The sequence below is a fragment of the Falsiroseomonas sp. CW058 genome, assembly GCF_050563535.1.
GTDB lineage: Bacteria > Pseudomonadota > Alphaproteobacteria > Acetobacterales > Acetobacteraceae > Falsiroseomonas.
This window is the reverse complement of the sequence record NZ_JBNXUO010000040.1, coordinates 1-15,708: the sequence shown is the minus strand read 5'-3', so window position 1 is coordinate 15,708 and position 15,708 is coordinate 1. Positions and strand designations below refer to the sequence as shown.

Below are 15,708 nucleotides of genomic sequence, written 5' to 3'. Positions count from 1 at the left end.
GGGAAGGGGCGGATGCCTAGTCTCAAGAGTCTCCGGGCGCGCATCACCTCGGTGAAGAGCACCCGGAAGATCACCCAGGCCATGAAGATGGTCGCGGCGGCGAAGCTCCGCCGCGCCCAGGCGCAGGCCGAAGCCGCCCGCCCCTATGCGGAGCGGATGGAGCGGATGCTCGCCTCGCTCGGCGCCTCGGTCGCGGGTTCGCCCGGCGCGCCGCGGCTGCTGATCGGCACGGGGCGCGACCAGGTTCACCTGCTGGTCGTCGTCACCGGCGACCGCGGCCTGGCCGGGCCCTTCAACACCAATGTCGGCCGCTTCGCCCGCACCCGCATCCGGGAGCTGGAGGCGGCGGGCAAGACCGTGAAGCTGCTGCTGGTGGGCCGCAAGGGCGCGACCTACCTGAAGCGGGAATTCGCCAGCCGCTTCGTGGGCGAGATCAGCTTCCAGGGCCAGAAGCGCATCGGCTTCGAGGACGCGCAGAAGATCGCGGAACGCGTGACCGGGATGCTGGAGGGCGGCGAGTTCGACGTCTGCACCCTGGTCTACAACCGCTTCCGCAGCGTCATCAGCCAGACGCCGACGGCGCAGCAGCTGATCCCGGCGATGCTGCCCGAGGCCGGCGCCGCCGCCCCGGCCGCGGCCGGGCCGCAGGCGCTCTACGAATACGAGCCGGGCGAGGAGGAGATCCTCGCCACCCTGCTGCCGCAGAACCTGGCCATCCAGGTCTATCGCGCGCTGCTGGAGAACACGGCCGGCTTCTTCGGCAGCCAGATGACCGCCATGGACAACGCCACGCGCAACGCGGGCGAGATGATCAACAAGCTCACGCTCAACTACAACCGCACGCGACAGGCCAACATCACCAAGGAGCTGATCGAGATCATCTCCGGTGCCGAGGCGGTCTGAGGAGCATCCGGACATGAAGAACAACGTCGGCAAGGTCACCCAGGTCCTCGGCGCCGTGGTGGACGTGCAGTTCCCCGCCGAGCTTCCCTCGATCCTCAACGCGCTGAACGTGCGCATCGAGGACCGCACCCTCGTCCTCGAGGTGGCGCAGCACCTCGGCGAGCGGACGGTCCGCACCATCGCCATGGACACGACCGACGGCCTGGTGCGCGGCGCGGAGGTGGTGGACACCGGCGCGGGCATCTCCGTCCCCGTGGGCAACGGCACGCTCGGCCGCATCGTGAACGTCATCGGCGAGCCGATCGACGAGCGCGGCCCGGTCACCGCCGAGAAGACCTACACCATCCACCGCGAGGCGCCGGCCTTCGAGGAGCAGGCCACCGCGGCCGAGATCCTGGTCACCGGCATCAAGGTGATCGACCTCCTCGCCCCCTACCTGAAGGGCGGCAAGATCGGCCTGTTCGGCGGCGCGGGCGTCGGCAAGACCGTCACCATCCAGGAACTGATCAACAACGTCGCCAAGGCGCATGGCGGCGTGTCCGTCTTCGCCGGCGTCGGCGAGCGCACGCGCGAGGGCAATGACCTCTACCACGAGATGGTGGATGCCGGCGTCATCAAGCTGAACGAGGGCAACACCGACGGCTCCAAGGTGGCGCTGGTCTACGGCCAGATGAACGAGCCGCCGGGCGCGCGCGCGCGCGTCGCGCTGTCCGGCCTGTCGATGGCGGAATACTTCCGCGACGAGCAGGGCCAGGACGTGCTGTTCTTCATCGACAACATCTTCCGCTTCACCCAGGCGGGTGCGGAAGTGTCGGCGCTGCTCGGCCGCATCCCCTCGGCGGTGGGCTACCAGCCGACGCTGGCCACCGACATGGGCGCGCTGCAGGAACGCATCACCTCCACCAAGAAGGGCTCGATCACCTCGGTGCAGGCCATCTACGTGCCCGCCGACGACCTGACCGACCCGGCGCCCGCGACCTCCTTCGCCCACCTCGACGCCACCACCGTGCTGTCGCGCTCCATCGCGGAGATGGCGATCTTCCCGGCGGTGGACCCGCTCGACAGCACGTCGCGCGGCCTCGACCCGCGGATCGTGGGCGAGGAGCACTACCGGGTGGCGCGCGAGACGCAGCGCATCCTGCAGACCTACAAGTCGCTGCAGGACATCATCGCCATCCTGGGCATGGACGAGCTGTCGGAGGAGGACAAGCTGGTCGTGGCGCGCGCGCGCAAGATCCAGCGCTTCCTGTCCCAGCCCTTCCACGTCGCCGAGGTCTTCACCGGCACGCCGGGCGTCTTCGTCAAGCTCGAGGACACGATCCGCAGCTTCGCGGGGATCGTGGCCGGCGAGTACGACCACCTGCCGGAAGCCGCCTTCTACATGGTCGGCACGATCGAGGAGGCCGTGAAGAAGGCCGAGACGCTGAAGGCCGCGGCCTGACGGCCTTCGCCTTCGGCCTTCCTTCTTGCCCCCGGGCGCCGGGCGGCCGCATCCGCGGCCTTGGCCCGCCGCACCGGCGGCGGGCCGCATTCGCGGCCTCGGCGGGGGGTGAAGCGGCTCCCCGCCGCATGGTCTGGGACTGACGAGGTAGCACCATGGCGACCTTCCAACTCGAACTGGTCTCGCCCGAGAAGCTGCTGCTGAGCCGCGCCGTGGAAATGGCGGTGCTGCCGGCAGCGGAAGGCGAGATGGGCGTGCTGCCCGGCCACGCGCCGGTCATCGTCACCCTCGGCGGCGGCGTGATCCGCGTGACCGAAGGCGGGCAGGTGACCGAACGCCTGTTCGTCGCCGGCGGCTTCGCCGAGGTGACGCCGGAACGCTGCACCGTGCTCGCGGTGGAGGCGACGCCGGTCGCGCAACTGTCCCGCGCGGCCGCCGAACAGCGGCTGCGCGACGCGGAAGCGGCCTATGCCGCCGCCGCGGGCGACACGCCGGAGAAGCGCGACGCCGCCATGGCCCGCCTGCTCTCCGCGCGCGCCATGGTGCAGGCGGCCGAGGCGGCCTGACCCTTCCACCGCCGGGCGGATGCGTCCGGATGCTTGAAACGGGAAGCCGCCCGCAGAACATGTCTGCGGGCGGCTTCGTCTTTGGGGCGCGACGGCGGCCGGCGCGGGGATGTCCCCGCAGGGGCCGCGGCGACGGGTGGGAACCATGAAGCACTGGCACATCGATCAGGTGGCCTGGGACCGCTTCGATCCGTCGAAGCTGGACCGGGACGTCATCCCGCTGGTCAAGGCCGCCGCCATGGTGGAGCGCAACGGCGACGACTACGCGCTGTACCTGACCTCCGTCTTCCATGACGACCCGGACTTCCAGCTTGCGGCCCGGCACTGGGCGGTGGAGGAGGTGCAGCACGGCGATGCGCTCGGCCGCTGGGCGATGCTCGCCGATCCGGGCTGGGACTTCGAACAGGCCTTCGCCCGCTACCGCGCGGGCTACAGGATCGACGTGAAGGCCGATGCCTCCATCCGCGGCTCCCGCACCGGCGAACTGATCGCCCGCTGCATGGTGGAGACGGGGACCAGCAGCTACTACTCCGCCCTCGGCGAGGCGACGGCCGAGCCGGTGCTGAAGGAGGTCTGCCGCCTGATCGCGGCCGACGAATACCGCCACTTCAAGCTGTTCTACGACCACATGAAGCGCTACCTCGCGCGGGAGAAGCTGTCCTTCCCCCAGCGGCTCCGCGTCGCCGCCGGCCGGATCGGGGAGAGCGAGGACGACGAGCTCGCCTTCGCCTTCCATTGCGGCAACGAGGACGAGGCCGCCCGCTACGAGCATGACCGCTGCATCGCGCAGTATATGGGCCGCGCGATGGGCTACTACCGCTTCCACCACATCGAGCGCGGGATGGGCATGATCTTCAAGTCGGTCGGGCTGGAACCGCGCGGCCGCCTGTCGCGCCTCGCCGCGCGCGGGGCGTGGCGGCTGCTCGCCTGGCGGCGGGACCGCTACCGCGCCGCCCTGTCGAAGGCCGGCGCGGGGGATGCGGCCGCGCCCCGGGCGGCGGCCGCTTGACGCTGCACCGACGCGGCGCGCTCGCGCTGCCGCTGGCCGCCCTCGCGCCCGGCTGCGCCCGGGCGCAGTCGCTTTTCACACCCACCAGCGCCCCCGACCGCGCGCTGGCCGAGATCGCGGCGTCGCGCGGGATGACCTATGGCTGCGCGGTGACGGGCCGGCTGATCGCGGAGGAGCCGGACTTCGCCGCGCTCGTCGCGCAGGAGGCGGCGGTGATCGTGCCCGAATACGAAGGCAAGTTCGCCGCCCTCCAGCCGGAGGAGGGGCGCTTCGACTTCGCGCCGCTCGATGCCGTCACCGCCTGGGCGCAGCATTTCCGCAAGCAGGTGCGCGGCCATGCGCTGATCTGGCACCAGGACCTGCCCGACTGGGCGCGCGCCGCGCTGGCCGAGGGGCCGCGCCGCGCGCGGGGCGTGATGGAGGCGCATATGGACCGCGTGCTGTCCGCCACGCGCCAGCGCATCCGCGACTGGGACGTGGTGAACGAACCGGTGGCGAACCCGCCCGGCTCCGACGTGCCGGAACCGGCAGGCAATGCCGGCGACCTGCGGGCGACGCCCTGGCTGCGCGCGCTCGGCCCCGACTACGTGGCCATCGCCTTCGGGGCAGCGCGGGAGAGGGACGCGACGCTGCGGCTGACGCTGAACGACTATGGCGTGGAGGCCGACACCCCCTGGGCGGAGGAGAAGCGGCGGCGGCTGCTGCGGCTGCTGCGCGGCCTGCGCGGCCGCAACGTGCCGATCGACGCCGTCGGCATCCAGGGTCACCTGCAGCTGCGCGAGCCCTTCCGTCCGGATGTCTTCCGCGAATTCGTCCGCCAGATCCGCGCACTCGACCTCGCCGTGCTGGTGACCGAGCTGGATGTGCGGGAGACGCGCCCGCCGCAGGGCGACTTCGTCGCGCGGGACGGCGCGGTGGCTGCGCGGGTCCACGCCTTCCTCTCCTCCGCCTTCGAAGGCGGCGCGCGCACCGTGCTGACCTGGGGCATCAGCGACCGCTGGTCCTGGCTGCACCGCGACCAGGCGGTGGCGCTGGCGCCGGGCGACGTGCATCGCGGCCTGCCCTATGACTGGGAGTTGAACCGCAAGCAGATGTGGCGCGCCATGGCGCGCGCCTTCCTCGGCCAGCCGCCGGGCTGACCATCCGCCGCACGGTGGCGGAACCTCCCGGCGCAGGCGCCATTGCGGTGGCGTGGAGACCGCCGCCATGCCGATCCGTCGCCGCGCCGTGCTCGGCGCATCACTGCTCGCCGCGCGACGCGCTGCCGCGCAGGAGCTGCCGCCCCTGCGGGAGATCGCGGCCCGCCGCGGCATCGGCTTCGGCACCGCCATCCATGCCCGCCTGCTGGGCGAGGCCGCCTATGCCGCCCCCATCGCGCGGGAAGCCGCGCTGCTGGTGCCGGAGGGCGAGGCGAAGTGGGACAGCCTCCAGCCGCGCGAAGGCCGCTTCACGCTGGAGGAGCTGGAGCCGATCCTGCGCTTCGCCGACCGCAACGCCCAGGCGGTGCGGGGCCACACGCTGGTCTGGCACACCGCGCTTCCGGCCTGGGTCTGGCAGGCCCCGGCGCCGCGGCTGCGCGGCATCCTCGAAGCGCATGTCGCCGGCGTGCTGGCGCTGACGCGCGGGCGCATCGCCGACTGGGACGTGGTGAACGAGCCGATCGCGGACCCGGACGTGCTGCCGCACCAGGACCTGCGGGATTCGATCTGGGCGCGCGCGATGGGCGAGGGCTATCTCGACCTCGCCTTCCGCACCGCCCGCGCGGCCGACCCCGCGGCGCGGCTGGTACTGAACGACTACGGGCTCGAGGCATCCTGGCCGCGGGCGGATGAGAAGCGGGCGCGGCTGCTGCGGGTGCTGCGCGGGATGCTGGGCCGCGGCGCGCCGGTGCAGGCGGTGGGCATCCAGGCGCATATGCCGCTGGACCAGCCCTTCGCGCCGTCGCCCTTCGCGGCCTTCCTGCGGCAGTTGCGCGCCATGGGGCTCGACGTGTTGCTGACCGAGCTCGACGTCATCGAGCCGGCGGGGGCGCCCCTGCGGGAGGAGGACATCCCGGCGCGCGATGCGGCGGTGGCCGCCCGCGCCCATGCCGTGGTCTCCACCGCGCTGGCCGAGGGCTGCCGCACGGTGCTGACCTGGGGGCTGGCGGATCCCTGGTCCTGGCTGAACCTCTGGCCGCCCGCGCGGCGGCCGGACGGGGCGGAGGTCCGCGCCCTGCCGCTGGACGGCGCCGGCCGCCGCAAGCCCATGTGGCACGCCCTCGCCCGCGCCTTCGAGGGGCGGTAGCCCCGGCCCGGACGGCGCGGCGCGACTCGGGCGGGACCGGGCGGAACGCGCTGGTGGCCGAATCGGACGGGCACCCCAAGGTCTTGTGTGGGGGGAACGGATGTCCCACCCCGGCCCGACGAGGCGGCGAATCGGGGCGACTCGCGAAGGGGCAAGGCTTCCGCCTCGCGGGATCGGTGCGGGATTCACTCTGCGTTCCCATCCCGGGGCGAATCGCGAACCTCACGCTTCCTTAACGACCGGCCGGCATGCCCGACCGGCCCGCGCGCTGCGGTCCGAGCCAGGCGGCCAGCGCCAGCATCCCCGCCGCCGCCAGCGCCAGCGCCCATTCCTGCCCGACCCCCGCCCGCGCGAGCCCCATCGCCACCGGGCCGAGCGACTGGCCGAGGAAGAAGCAGAAGGCATGCAGCGCCACCGCGCTGCCGCGCGCCATCGGCGCCACCTCCGTCACCCGCGTCTGGATCGAGGAATGCACCATGTAGAAGCCGAGCCCGAGCGTGAGGCAGCAGGCCACCACCAGCCAGGCCGCCGGCGCCAGCGCCAGCCCGCCCAGCCCGCAGGCGGCCAGCACCCCGCCCAGCACCACCATCCGCGCCTGGCCGAGTCGGCCGAGCAGCATCGGCGCCAGCGCCGCGAAGCCGAAGCCGCCCGCGGCGAAGCCCGCGATGGCAAGCCCCGCCTCGGCCGGGCCGCCGATGCTGCGCGCGGCCAGGATCGGCGCCAGGAAGGGGAAGACGCCGAAGACCAGCGTGCCTTCGACGAAGACCGCCAGGTACAGCCGCCGCGCCTGCCGCAGCGCCAGCAGGTGCCGGTAGCGCGTCAGCGCCTCCGCCATGTCGAGCCGGCGGCCCGGCGCGGCATGGGGCGCGGCCTCGGCGCCGCGCAGCACCAGGAAGCCGGCCACCGATGCCGCGGCGCAGATCAGCACGACCCCGCGCCAGCCGATGAAGGGTTCCAGCAGCGCCGCCATGGCGCCGCCGCCGGCCGATCCCGTCAGCCCCGCGACCAGCAGGCGCGACAGCGCCACCTGCCGCCGCTCCATCGGCACGCGGTCGCCGATGATGGCGATGCAGAGCGGGAAGATGCCGCCCGCCGCCGCGCCGGCCAGCATCCGCAGCCCCGCCAGCCCGGCCAGGCCCGGCACCAGGGCGGAAGCCAGCAGCGCCGCCGCCAGCACCAGCAGGCAGACCCGGATGACGCGCTGCTTCCCCACCGCGTCGCCCACCGGGCCGAGCACCGGCTGCACCAGCGCATAGGGCAGCGCGAAGGCGGTGCCGAGCAGCGCGACCGTCGCCGCCGTGGTGCCGAATTCCAGCGCCAGCACGCCCACCAGCGGGTCGAGCGCGCGCGTCGCCAGGGTGGAGGCGAGGCAGCCGAGCCCGAGGACGAGGATCAGCCTTGTGGTGGCGTCGGGGGGGCGGGCCATGCGGGCGCGACCTTGCGGCTTCACCCGGCGTGGCGCAACGGCGCCTGCCGCATCGCAGCATGGCGTGGCGGGGCGGCCCCATCCTCCTCCGCGCCACGGATTCGGGGCCGGGACGATTCCGCTGCCCCGGATCAGGCGCTAGGATGCCGCCCGCCATGGCCATCCCGCGCGCGCCGACGCCGCTTCCCGCCTTCCGCATCGCCTTCCAGCCGATCGTCGATGTGGACACCGGCATCACCATCGCGCAGGAGGCGCTGGTGCGCGGCCCGGCCGGGGAAGGCGCGGGGAAGGTGCTGGACGCCGTCGCCCCGGGCGACCGCTACCGCGTCGATGCCGCGATCCGCCGCGCGGCGGTGACGGAGGCGCAGCGCCTCGGCCTGCCCGCGACCGAGGCGTCGCTGACGCTGAACTTCTTCCCCAACAGCGCCGACGACCCCGAGCATGGGCTGGAACGCACCGTCGCCCATGCCGAGGCGATCGGCTTCCCGCGCGACCGCCTGGTCTTCGAGATCAGCGAGATGGAGGCGGTGGAGGATCCGCAGGCGCTGGCCGCGCATCTGGTGCCGCTGCAGCGGCGGGGGCTGCGGATCGCGCTCGACGATGTCGGCACGGGCCATGCGCGCATGCCGCTGCTGCTGGTCTGGCGGCCCGACGGCGCCAAGATCGCGCGGGAGGTGGTGATGGGCCTCGACCTCGACCCTGGCCGGCGGGAGCATGTCCGCCAGACCCTGGCGCAGCTTGCCGCCTTCGGCCTGGTGCCGGTGGTGGAGGGGATCGAGACGGTGGGCGAATGCCGCGCCCTGCGCGAGTTGGGCGTGCGCGCCATGCAGGGCTTCCTGTTCGCCCGCCCCGCCATCGGCATCCTCCCCGCGCCGGTGGTCCCGCCGCTGTAGCGGCGGCGCCGGATGGCGGGCAAAGCGGACGGCGGAGCCGTCCGAGCGGCCGAATGGCCGCCGCGGCCGGTGCCGCGCAGCCAAGGCCGCGGATGCGGCCGCCCGGCGCCTGAGGGCGGGCATACCCCGGTCGTATCAGCGCGCCGCGTCCTCCAGCACCAGCCCGGCCGCCCGGTGCGCCACCGCCAGCACGGTCGCGTTGATGTTGCAGACCGGGATGTCGGGGAAGACCGAGGCATCCACCACCCGCAGCCCCGCCACCCCGCGCAGCCGCAGCCGCGGGTCGAGCGGCGCGCCCGAACCCTCCCCGCCCATACGCACCGTGCCGCAGGGGTGGTACACCGTGCCGCCGGTCGCGGCCGCGAAATCGGCCAGCGCCTCGTCGCTCTGCACCGCCGGGCCCGGCCGCACCTCCCCCACCACGATGCCGCGCAGCGGCTCCGCCGCCATCCAGCACCGCGCCAGGCGGATGCCGCGCGCGACCGCGGCGCGGTCCTCCGGCGCGGTCAGGAAGCGCGGCGCGATCACCGGCGCGTCCCCGGCCCGCGGCGAGGCGAGCGTCACGCTCCCGCGCGACAGCGGCCGCGTCTGCCATACGCCGAGCGTCAGGCCCGGCTCGGCCTCCGGCACGCCGATGCGGCCTTCCGCCCAGGACAGGGGGCCGCCGTTGAGCTGGATGTCCGGCGCGTCCAGCCCCGGCAGGGTGCGGGCGAAGACGCCGACCATCCCGGGCGACCAGGTCAGCACCCCGTCGCCCCGCGCGACCCAGCGCGCGACCTCGAGGGCGAGGCGCGGCCAGGCGATGCGGCGGTTGGCCGACCAGGCATGGGAGGCGAGGCGGAAGGTCAGCCGCGCGATGTAGTGGTCCTGCAGGTTGGCCCCCACGCCGGGGATGTCGCGCGCCACCCCGATGCCCTGCGCGCGCAGCCCCTCGGCGGGGCCGAGGCCGGACAGCATCAGCAGCTGCGGGCTGCCGATGGCGCCGGCCGAGAGGATCACCTCCCGCCGTGCCGCCACCACCTGCTCCGCCCCGCCGCGGCGGATCGCGACGCCCGCCGCACGCCCGTCCCGCAGCACGACGCGCAGCGCCAGCGCGCGGTCGAACAGCGCGACGCCGCGGGCGAGGGCGGGGGCGAGGAAGGCGCGCGCCGCCGAATGGCGCGCGCGGCCGCGGCGCGTCTGCTGGAAGGTTGAGAATCCCTCCCGCACGGGGCCGTTCATGTCGCGCGGCGTCGGCAGGCCGATCGCCGCCGCCGCGTCGCGCATCCGCGCGACCAGCGGCGGCAGCTCCGCGAGATGTTCCACATGCAGCGCGCCGTCGCGCCCGCGATGCGGCCCCGCCTCCTCCGCCCGTTCGTAAGCGGCGAAATGCGGCGCGAGGTCGGACCAGGACCAGCCCGCGCAGCCCTTCTGCGCCCAGAGGTCGTAGTCCGACGGGTCGCCCCAGACATGGCCGAGCCCGTTGATCGAGGACGACCCCCCCAGCACCCGCCCGCGCGGGTAGTCGAGCGCGCGGCCCCCCGTCGCGGCATCCGGCGCCGTGCGGTAGCCCCAGGTCAGCGCCGGATGCGTCAGGATCCGCGCATAGCCCGCGGGGACGTGGATCCAGGGATGGCGGTCCCGCCCCCCGGCCTCGATGACGGCGACGGAGGCACCGGCGGCGGACAGCCGGTCCGCCAGCAGGCACCCCGCGCTGCCCGCGCCCACCACCACGTAGTCGAAGGACGGCCCGCTCATGCCGCCGCCCCCGGCACCGGCCCCACCCCGCGCGAGACGGCGAGCAGCGTGCGCCGCAGCCAGGCATGGCCGGCATCGCCCTCGAAGCGGCGGTGGAAGACCAGCGACAGGCGCGTGTGCCGGATCTCCACCGGGCAGGGGCGCAGCGCCAGTTCCGCCGTCTCCGCCAGGCGCTGCGCCAGCCGCGCCGACAGCGTCATCACCATGTCGGTGCGCGCCAGGATGTCCGGCACCGCCCCCAGATGCGCGACGACGCCGCCGAGCCGGCGCGGGTGCCCGGCCTCCGCCATCGGCCCGTCCAGCGCGCCATCGCGCGAGCCGTTGGCCGAATGCAGCAGGTGCGGGAAGGCGGCAAAGCGTTCCAGCACCATCGGGCCCTCGGCCAGCGGATGGCCGCGGCGCATCACCGTCAGGAACCCCTCCGGCAGCAGCCGCACGCGGGTGTAGAGCGCCGGCGGCTCCGGCAGCACCGCGACCGCGAGCTCCGCCTGCGACGCATCCAGCAGGTCCAGCGCATTGGTGCGGTCGGCGTGGCGGATGGCGAGCAGGGCGCGCGGCGCCTCCCGCGCCACCACCTCGAACAGCGGGGGCGCCAGCACGCTCTCGGCGTATTCGCTGAGGGCGAGGGTGAAGACGCGGTCGGTCGTCGCGGGGTCGAAGGGCGCGTGCACCGCCAGCGTCTGGCGCAGCCGGTCCAGCATCTCCGCCACCGGCCCGGCGAGCGAGGCGGCGAGCGCGGTCGGCTCCACCCCGCCCGGGCGGCGCAGGAACAGCTCGTCGCCGAGCGCCGCGCGCAGCCGCGCCAGGGCGTTCGACACGGCCGGCTGGGACAGGTTCAGCCGCTCCGCCGCGCGCGTGACGTGCCTCTCCCGCGCCACCGCGTCGAAGACGCGCAGCAGGTTGAGGTCGAGGTTCTGGATGTCCGCCATGGCCGGGCGCCCGTCATTCGCGGCGGTGATGATGGCCGTTCCGTCCCCGCGTTGGAAGGCCCGGGGCGATCGGCGCCACAAGGGGGCGACGGGACGCGGCGGCCGCGTCCGCACGGACAGGAGAACGACCATGACGCTCGACGAGCGGACCACCGCCCCCTATGCGGCGCTGCTGCTGCGCGTGACGCTCGGCGCGGCCTTCCTCGCGCATGGGCTGCTGCTGAAGGTGATGACCTTCGGGCTGGCCGGCACGATGGGTTTCTTCGGATCGCTCGGCTACCCGCCGGTCTTCGGCGCGGTCGTCGCCATCGCCGAGATCGCGGCCGGCCTCGCGCTGATCGGCGGCGTCTGGGTGCGCGCGGTCAGCCTGCTGGCGCTGCCGATCATGATCGGCGCGACGATCCAGCACCTGCCGAATGGCTGGATCTTCAGCGCCCGCGGCGGCGGCTGGGAATTCCCGGCGATGTGGACGCTGCTGCTGCTGGTGCAGGCGGGCCTCGGCGCGGGCGCCCATGCGCTCGACCTGGCCCGCCTGGCCGGCCGCGGCGCGACGGCCGCGCGGGCCTGATAGCGGCCGGCGTTGAAGGTGATCCGATGGCGGCGGGCGAAGCCCGCCGAGCCGCCGGATGGCGGCCGCCGCATCCGCGGCGAAGCCGGGGGCCGCGGATGCGGCCCGCCCGGCGTCTGAGGGGCGTGAATGTGTCAGCATTCACGCCGGTCAGTATGAGACTGCATCCCGTGAGAGGGGGGGAGGGGGCGCGGGCCTCCTCCCCCCTTTCCGCGTTCCGGGCTTGAGGCGCGTCAACGCGCGGCGCCTCATGCCGGGGCAGGCTGGCCGGGCCTGCCGCCGAAGGGGATGTCCGGAACCGTGCGCCGCTACCTGCTGCTCGCCTGGGTGCTGCTGGGTCTCGTCGCGGGCGGGGCGCTGCACCTGCTCGGCCATCCGGCGGCGGCGGGCTGGGCGTGGTCGGCGGCGGGGCTGCCGGTGGCGGCGCATGTCGCGCTCGGCCTCCTGCGGTCGCTGCTGGGCGGGCGGATCGGCGTGGATGCGGTGGCGCTGGCCGCCATCCTCGGCGCCGTCGCGCTGGGGGAGGCGGCGGCGGCGGCGGTGATCGGCCTGATGGTGGCGGGCGGCGAGGCCCTGGAAGCCTGGGCCGAGGGCCGCGCCACCGGCGCCCTGACGGACCTGATGGCCCGCGCCCCGCGCCGCGCCGCCCGGATCGAGGGGCAATCGGTCGAGGAGATCGATGTCGCCGCGATCCGTCCCGGCGACCTGCTCCTGGTCCGCCCGGGCGAGACGGTGCCCGCCGACGGCCGGCTGGAGGAGGAGGCCGCCACCCTCGACGAAAGCGCCCTGACGGGGGAATCGCTGCCCGCCACCTTCGCGCGCGGCGCCGCGCTGCGCAGCGGCGGCGTCAATGCCGGCCCCGCCTTCCGCCTGCGCGCCGACCGCGACGCCGAGGCCAGCACCTATGCCGCCATCCTGCGGCTGACGCAGGAAGCCGCCGCGGCGCGCGCGCCGCTCGCCCGGCTCGCGGATCGCTGGGCGGTGGGGTTCGTGGCCTTCACCGCCGTGCTCTCGGCCGGGGCCTGGATCGCCACCGGCGACCCGCTGCGCGCGCTGGCGGTGCTGGTGGTCGCGACCCCCTGCCCGCTGATCCTCGCCGCGCCGGTCGCGCTGGTCGCCGGCATCGGCCGGGCGGCGCGGCGCGGCATCGTGGTGAAGGGCGGCGGCGCGCTGGAACGGCTGGCCCGCGTGCGCACCGTGCTGTTCGACAAGACCGGCACGCTGACCCCCGGCCGCCCGCGGCTTGCCGCCACCGATGCGGACCCCGCGCTTGGCCGCGACGGCGCGCTGCGGCTGGCCGCCGCCATCGCGCAGGGCTCCACCCACCCGGTCTCCGCCGCGCTGGTCGCGGCGGCGGCGGCGCGGGGGCTCGACCTGCCGGTGCCGGATTCGGTCGCCGAGGTCGCGGGTGGCGGCGTCACCGGGACGGTGTCGGGCCATGCGCTGATGCTGGGCGCCGAGGGCTTCCTGCACGGGGCCGGCATCCGCATCGAGGACGGCTTCGGCGTCGCGGCATCGGTCGCGGCGGCGGCGGGCTCGGTCGCCTGGCTGGCGATGGACGGGCGCGCGGTGGCCGCCTTCGTCATGGCCGACGGCGTGCGGAGGGAGGCGCCGCGCGCGGTGCGGCGGCTGCGCGCGCTCGGCGTCCGGCGCATCGTGCTGGTCACCGGCGACCGCGCGGCGGCCGCCGCGCCGATCGGCCGCGCGCTGCGGCTCGACGCCGTGCTGGCGGAACAGTCGCCCACCGACAAGATCACGGCCCTGCGCGCCGAATCCGCCGCCGCGCCCACCGCCATGGTGGGCGACGGCGTGAACGACGCGCCGGCCCTGGCAGCGGCCGATGTCGGCATCGCCATGGGCGCCGCCGGCACCGCCGCGGCGGCCGAGGCGGGCGACGTGGTGCTGCTGGTGGACCGCGTGGACCGCGTGCCGGAGGCGCTGGCCATCGCGCGGCGGTCGCGCCGGGTGGCGCTGCGGGCCATCGTGCTGGGGATGGGGATGTCCGGCATCGCCATGGGCTTCGCCGCCGCGGGCCTGCTGACGCCGCTGGCCGGCGCGCTGGTGCAGGAGGGGATCGACGTCTTCGCCATCCTCTATGCGCTCACCGCGCTGCGCCCGGGCGCGGAGGAGGCGGCGCCCGCCGGCCTGTCCCCCGAGGCCGGCTTCGCCGAACGCAACGCCGAACATGCCGGCCTGCGCCACCTGGCCGAGGCCCTGCGGGAGGGGGCGGAGGCGATCGGCCCCACCCCCGCCGCCCTGCCGGCCCTGGCCGGTGTGGAGCGGCGCCTGCGCGACGAGCTGCTGCCCCACCAGCGGGAGGAGGAGCGCGCGCTGTACCCCGAGGCCGCGCGCCGGCTCGGCGGGCTCGACCCGGTGGCGCCGCTGATCCGCATGCATGCCGAGATGGAGGCGCTGGCGGAGCGCATCGGCCTGCTGCTGCGCCTGGCCGCCGCGGGGGATGACTGGCGGGAGGTGGCGCCGGAGCTGCGCCGCGCACTGTTCTCGCTGGAGGCGCTGCTGCGCCTCCACCTGACGGTGGAGGAGGAGATGCTGGCCGGCATTGCGGGCGAGGCGCCGGCCGCCTGACCTTGCCGCGGGCCTTCCGCCGCGCCCATATGCCGGCCATGGACCTCGACTTCACCGATGCCGAGCTGCGCCGCTATTCCCGCCACATCCTGCTGGAGGAGGTGGGCGCCACCGGCCAGGCGCGGCTGCGGGCGGCGCGGGTGCTGGTCGTCGGCGCCGGCGGGCTCGGCTCGCCGCTCGCGCTCTACCTGGCGGCGGCGGGTGTCGGCACGATCGGGCTGGTGGACCATGACCGGCTGGAACTGTCGAACCTGCAGCGCCAGGTGGCGCATGTCACCGCCCGCATCGGCCGCAACAAGGCCGAGAGCGCGGCGGAGACGCTGGCCGCGCTGAACCCGGAGGTCCGCGTCGAGATCCACCCGCGCCGCATCGATGCCGCGGCGGCACGCGAGCTGATCCCGCGCTACGACCTGGTCTGCGACGGCACCGACAACTTCGCCACCCGCTTCCTGCTGGGCGATGCCTGCCACCTGCTCGGCCGCCCGCTCGTCTCCGCCGCGGTGCTGCGATTCGAGGGGCAGCTTTCCGTCTTCCGCGGGCATGAGGGCGCGCCGCATCCCTGCCACCGCTGCCTGCACCCGGAACCGCCGCCAGAAGGCCTGGTGCCGACCTGTTCGGAAGCCGGCGTGCTGGGCGCGGTGACGGGGGTGATGGGCACCCTGCAGGCGACCGAGGTGCTGAAGCTGATCCTCGGCATCGGGGAGGGGCTGTCGGGGCGGCTGCTGCTGTGGGACGCGCTGGATGCGCGCTTCCGCACGGTGCGCCTGAAACGCGACCCGGCCTGCGCGCTGTGCGGCGACGCGGCGGTGATCCGCGACCTGTCGGCGCATGGGGAGGCCGCGCCCGCGGCCTGCGCGGTGTGAGCGCGCCGCTCGGCGTCCTGCTGCTGTCGGGCGGGCATGAGCGCGCCCATTACGCGCTGGTGCTGGCCACCGGCGCGGCGGCGGTGGGGCGCGACGTCGTGGTCTTCGCCACCAATGCCGGCTGCCGACTGTTCGACGCTGCCCGCCCGCTGGAAGCCGACCCGCGGGAGGCGCTGCTGGCCGCGCGCGGCGTGGCGGGCATCGGCACGCTGCTGGCCGCGGCCGCCGATCTCGGCATCCGCCGCATCGCCTGCGAGGCGGGGCTGCGGGCCGAGGGGATGGAGGCCGCGGCACTGGCGGAAGGGGTGGAGGTGGCCGGCGTGGTCACCTTCCTGGCCGCGGCCGGGGCGGGGCAGGTCGTTGCGCTGTAGGGGCCGCTTGACCGGGCATGGGGGAATGTCGGAGGGATCGGGGATGCGCCCCCTTCGCCTCGTCGTGCCGACCCTGCTGCTGGGCATCCTCGGCGGCGGCGCGGCGCTGTCGCAATCCGCCGTGGCGCCC

14 protein-coding genes are annotated in these 15,708 nt (G+C 75.0%); 11 read left to right on the top strand and 3 right to left on the bottom strand.

What is annotated here, in order from left to right; translation table 11 throughout:
* Window positions 1-12 precede the first annotated feature (12 nt).
* The 6 genes from ACK8OX_RS22405 (at window position 13) to ACK8OX_RS22380 (ending at window position 6,205) form a co-directional block, all read left to right on the top strand.
* Complete coding sequence (locus ACK8OX_RS22405; RefSeq protein WP_430666486.1) at window positions 13-903, top strand: F0F1 ATP synthase subunit gamma; 891 nt, start codon at window positions 13-15, stop codon at window positions 901-903.
* A gap of 13 nt (window positions 904-916) precedes the next feature.
* Window positions 917-2,344 carry a F0F1 ATP synthase subunit beta gene (gene atpD, locus ACK8OX_RS22400; RefSeq protein WP_430666485.1) on the top strand — a complete coding sequence of 476 codons (1,428 nt, stop codon included), beginning with the start codon at window positions 917-919 and terminating at the stop codon, window positions 2,342-2,344.
* 155 nt (window positions 2,345-2,499) lie between these two features.
* Window positions 2,500-2,910 carry an ATP synthase F1 subunit epsilon gene (atpC, locus tag ACK8OX_RS22395; protein ID WP_430666484.1) on the top strand — a complete coding sequence of 137 codons (411 nt, stop codon included), beginning with the start codon at window positions 2,500-2,502 and terminating at the stop codon, window positions 2,908-2,910.
* A 145-nt stretch (window positions 2,911-3,055) separates the two neighbouring features.
* Window positions 3,056-3,919: a ferritin-like domain-containing protein gene (locus ACK8OX_RS22390; RefSeq protein ID WP_430666483.1), complete on the top strand. Its 864-nt coding sequence runs from the start codon at window positions 3,056-3,058 to the stop codon at window positions 3,917-3,919.
* Window positions 3,916-5,058 (top strand): endo-1,4-beta-xylanase, encoded by a 1,143-nt coding sequence (locus ACK8OX_RS22385; protein ID WP_430666482.1) that lies wholly within the window; start codon window positions 3,916-3,918, stop codon window positions 5,056-5,058. Before ACK8OX_RS22390 ends, ACK8OX_RS22385 begins: the two co-directional genes overlap by 4 nt.
* Window positions 5,059-5,125: 67 nt before the next feature.
* Window positions 5,126-6,205 carry an endo-1,4-beta-xylanase gene (locus ACK8OX_RS22380; RefSeq protein ID WP_430666481.1) on the top strand — a complete coding sequence of 360 codons (1,080 nt, stop codon included), beginning with the start codon at window positions 5,126-5,128 and terminating at the stop codon, window positions 6,203-6,205.
* A gap of 232 nt (window positions 6,206-6,437) precedes the next feature.
* Here ACK8OX_RS22380 and ACK8OX_RS22375 read toward each other — a convergent pair whose 3' ends face one another.
* Window positions 6,438-7,631: an MFS transporter gene (locus ACK8OX_RS22375; protein WP_430666480.1), complete on the bottom strand. Its 1,194-nt coding sequence runs from the start codon at window positions 7,629-7,631 to the stop codon at window positions 6,438-6,440.
* A 155-nt stretch (window positions 7,632-7,786) separates the two neighbouring features.
* Here ACK8OX_RS22375 and ACK8OX_RS22370 point away from each other — a divergent pair, with 155 nt between their 5' ends.
* The gene (locus ACK8OX_RS22370; protein WP_430666479.1) at window positions 7,787-8,524 is read left to right on the top strand and encodes an EAL domain-containing protein; all 738 of its coding nucleotides are present in this window, start codon (window positions 7,787-7,789) and stop codon (window positions 8,522-8,524) included.
* Between the two features lie 135 nt (window positions 8,525-8,659).
* Here ACK8OX_RS22370 and ACK8OX_RS22365 read toward each other — a convergent pair whose 3' ends face one another.
* Complete coding sequence (locus ACK8OX_RS22365; RefSeq protein ID WP_430666478.1) at window positions 8,660-10,261, bottom strand: GMC family oxidoreductase; 1,602 nt, start codon at window positions 10,259-10,261, stop codon at window positions 8,660-8,662.
* Window positions 10,258-11,190, bottom strand: coding sequence for a LysR family transcriptional regulator (locus tag ACK8OX_RS22360; RefSeq protein ID WP_430666477.1), 933 nt, complete (start codon window positions 11,188-11,190; stop codon window positions 10,258-10,260). Before ACK8OX_RS22360 ends, ACK8OX_RS22365 begins: the two co-directional genes overlap by 4 nt.
* Before the next feature lie 130 nt (window positions 11,191-11,320).
* On the opposite strand from ACK8OX_RS22360, the gene ACK8OX_RS22355 reads away from it, so the two are divergent.
* The 4 genes from ACK8OX_RS22355 to ACK8OX_RS22340 all read left to right on the top strand — a co-directional run bounded on the left by ACK8OX_RS22355 (window position 11,321) and on the right by ACK8OX_RS22340 (window position 15,578).
* On the top strand, window positions 11,321-11,758 hold the full coding sequence (locus ACK8OX_RS22355; RefSeq protein WP_430666476.1) for a DoxX family protein: 438 nt from the start codon (window positions 11,321-11,323) through the stop codon (window positions 11,756-11,758).
* 300 nt (window positions 11,759-12,058) lie between these two features.
* Complete coding sequence (locus ACK8OX_RS22350) at window positions 12,059-14,344, top strand: heavy metal translocating P-type ATPase (RefSeq protein WP_430666475.1); 2,286 nt, start codon at window positions 12,059-12,061, stop codon at window positions 14,342-14,344.
* A gap of 29 nt (window positions 14,345-14,373) precedes the next feature.
* Window positions 14,374-15,207, top strand: coding sequence for a HesA/MoeB/ThiF family protein (locus ACK8OX_RS22345; protein ID WP_430666474.1), 834 nt, complete (start codon window positions 14,374-14,376; stop codon window positions 15,205-15,207).
* The gene (locus ACK8OX_RS22340) at window positions 15,204-15,578 is read left to right on the top strand and encodes a DsrE family protein (RefSeq protein ID WP_430666473.1); all 375 of its coding nucleotides are present in this window, start codon (window positions 15,204-15,206) and stop codon (window positions 15,576-15,578) included. Before ACK8OX_RS22345 ends, ACK8OX_RS22340 begins: the two co-directional genes overlap by 4 nt.
* The last annotated feature ends 130 nt before the right edge of the window (window positions 15,579-15,708 follow it).

Excerpts from the sequence above, each read along its gene's own strand:
- ACK8OX_RS22345 (WP_430666474.1), top strand. The coding sequence starts at position 14,374 with ATGCCGGCCATGGACCTCGACTTCACCGATGCCGAGCTGCGCCGCTAT.
- atpD (WP_430666485.1), top strand. The coding sequence starts at position 917 with ATGAAGAACAACGTCGGCAAGGTCACCCAGGTCCTCGGCGCCGTGGTG.
- atpC (WP_430666484.1), top strand. The coding sequence starts at position 2,500 with ATGGCGACCTTCCAACTCGAACTGGTCTCGCCCGAGAAGCTGCTGCTG.
- ACK8OX_RS22380 (WP_430666481.1), top strand. The coding sequence starts at position 5,126 with ATGCCGATCCGTCGCCGCGCCGTGCTCGGCGCATCACTGCTCGCCGCG.
- ACK8OX_RS22390 (WP_430666483.1), top strand. The coding sequence starts at position 3,056 with ATGAAGCACTGGCACATCGATCAGGTGGCCTGGGACCGCTTCGATCCG.
- ACK8OX_RS22355 (WP_430666476.1), top strand. The coding sequence starts at position 11,321 with ATGACGCTCGACGAGCGGACCACCGCCCCCTATGCGGCGCTGCTGCTG.
- ACK8OX_RS22360 (WP_430666477.1), bottom strand. The coding sequence starts at position 11,190 with ATGGCGGACATCCAGAACCTCGACCTCAACCTGCTGCGCGTCTTCGAC.
- ACK8OX_RS22365 (WP_430666478.1), bottom strand. The coding sequence starts at position 10,261 with ATGAGCGGGCCGTCCTTCGACTACGTGGTGGTGGGCGCGGGCAGCGCG.
- ACK8OX_RS22405 (WP_430666486.1), top strand. The coding sequence starts at position 13 with ATGCCTAGTCTCAAGAGTCTCCGGGCGCGCATCACCTCGGTGAAGAGC.
- ACK8OX_RS22375 (WP_430666480.1), bottom strand. The coding sequence starts at position 7,631 with ATGGCCCGCCCCCCCGACGCCACCACAAGGCTGATCCTCGTCCTCGGG.
- ACK8OX_RS22370 (WP_430666479.1), top strand. The coding sequence starts at position 7,787 with ATGGCCATCCCGCGCGCGCCGACGCCGCTTCCCGCCTTCCGCATCGCC.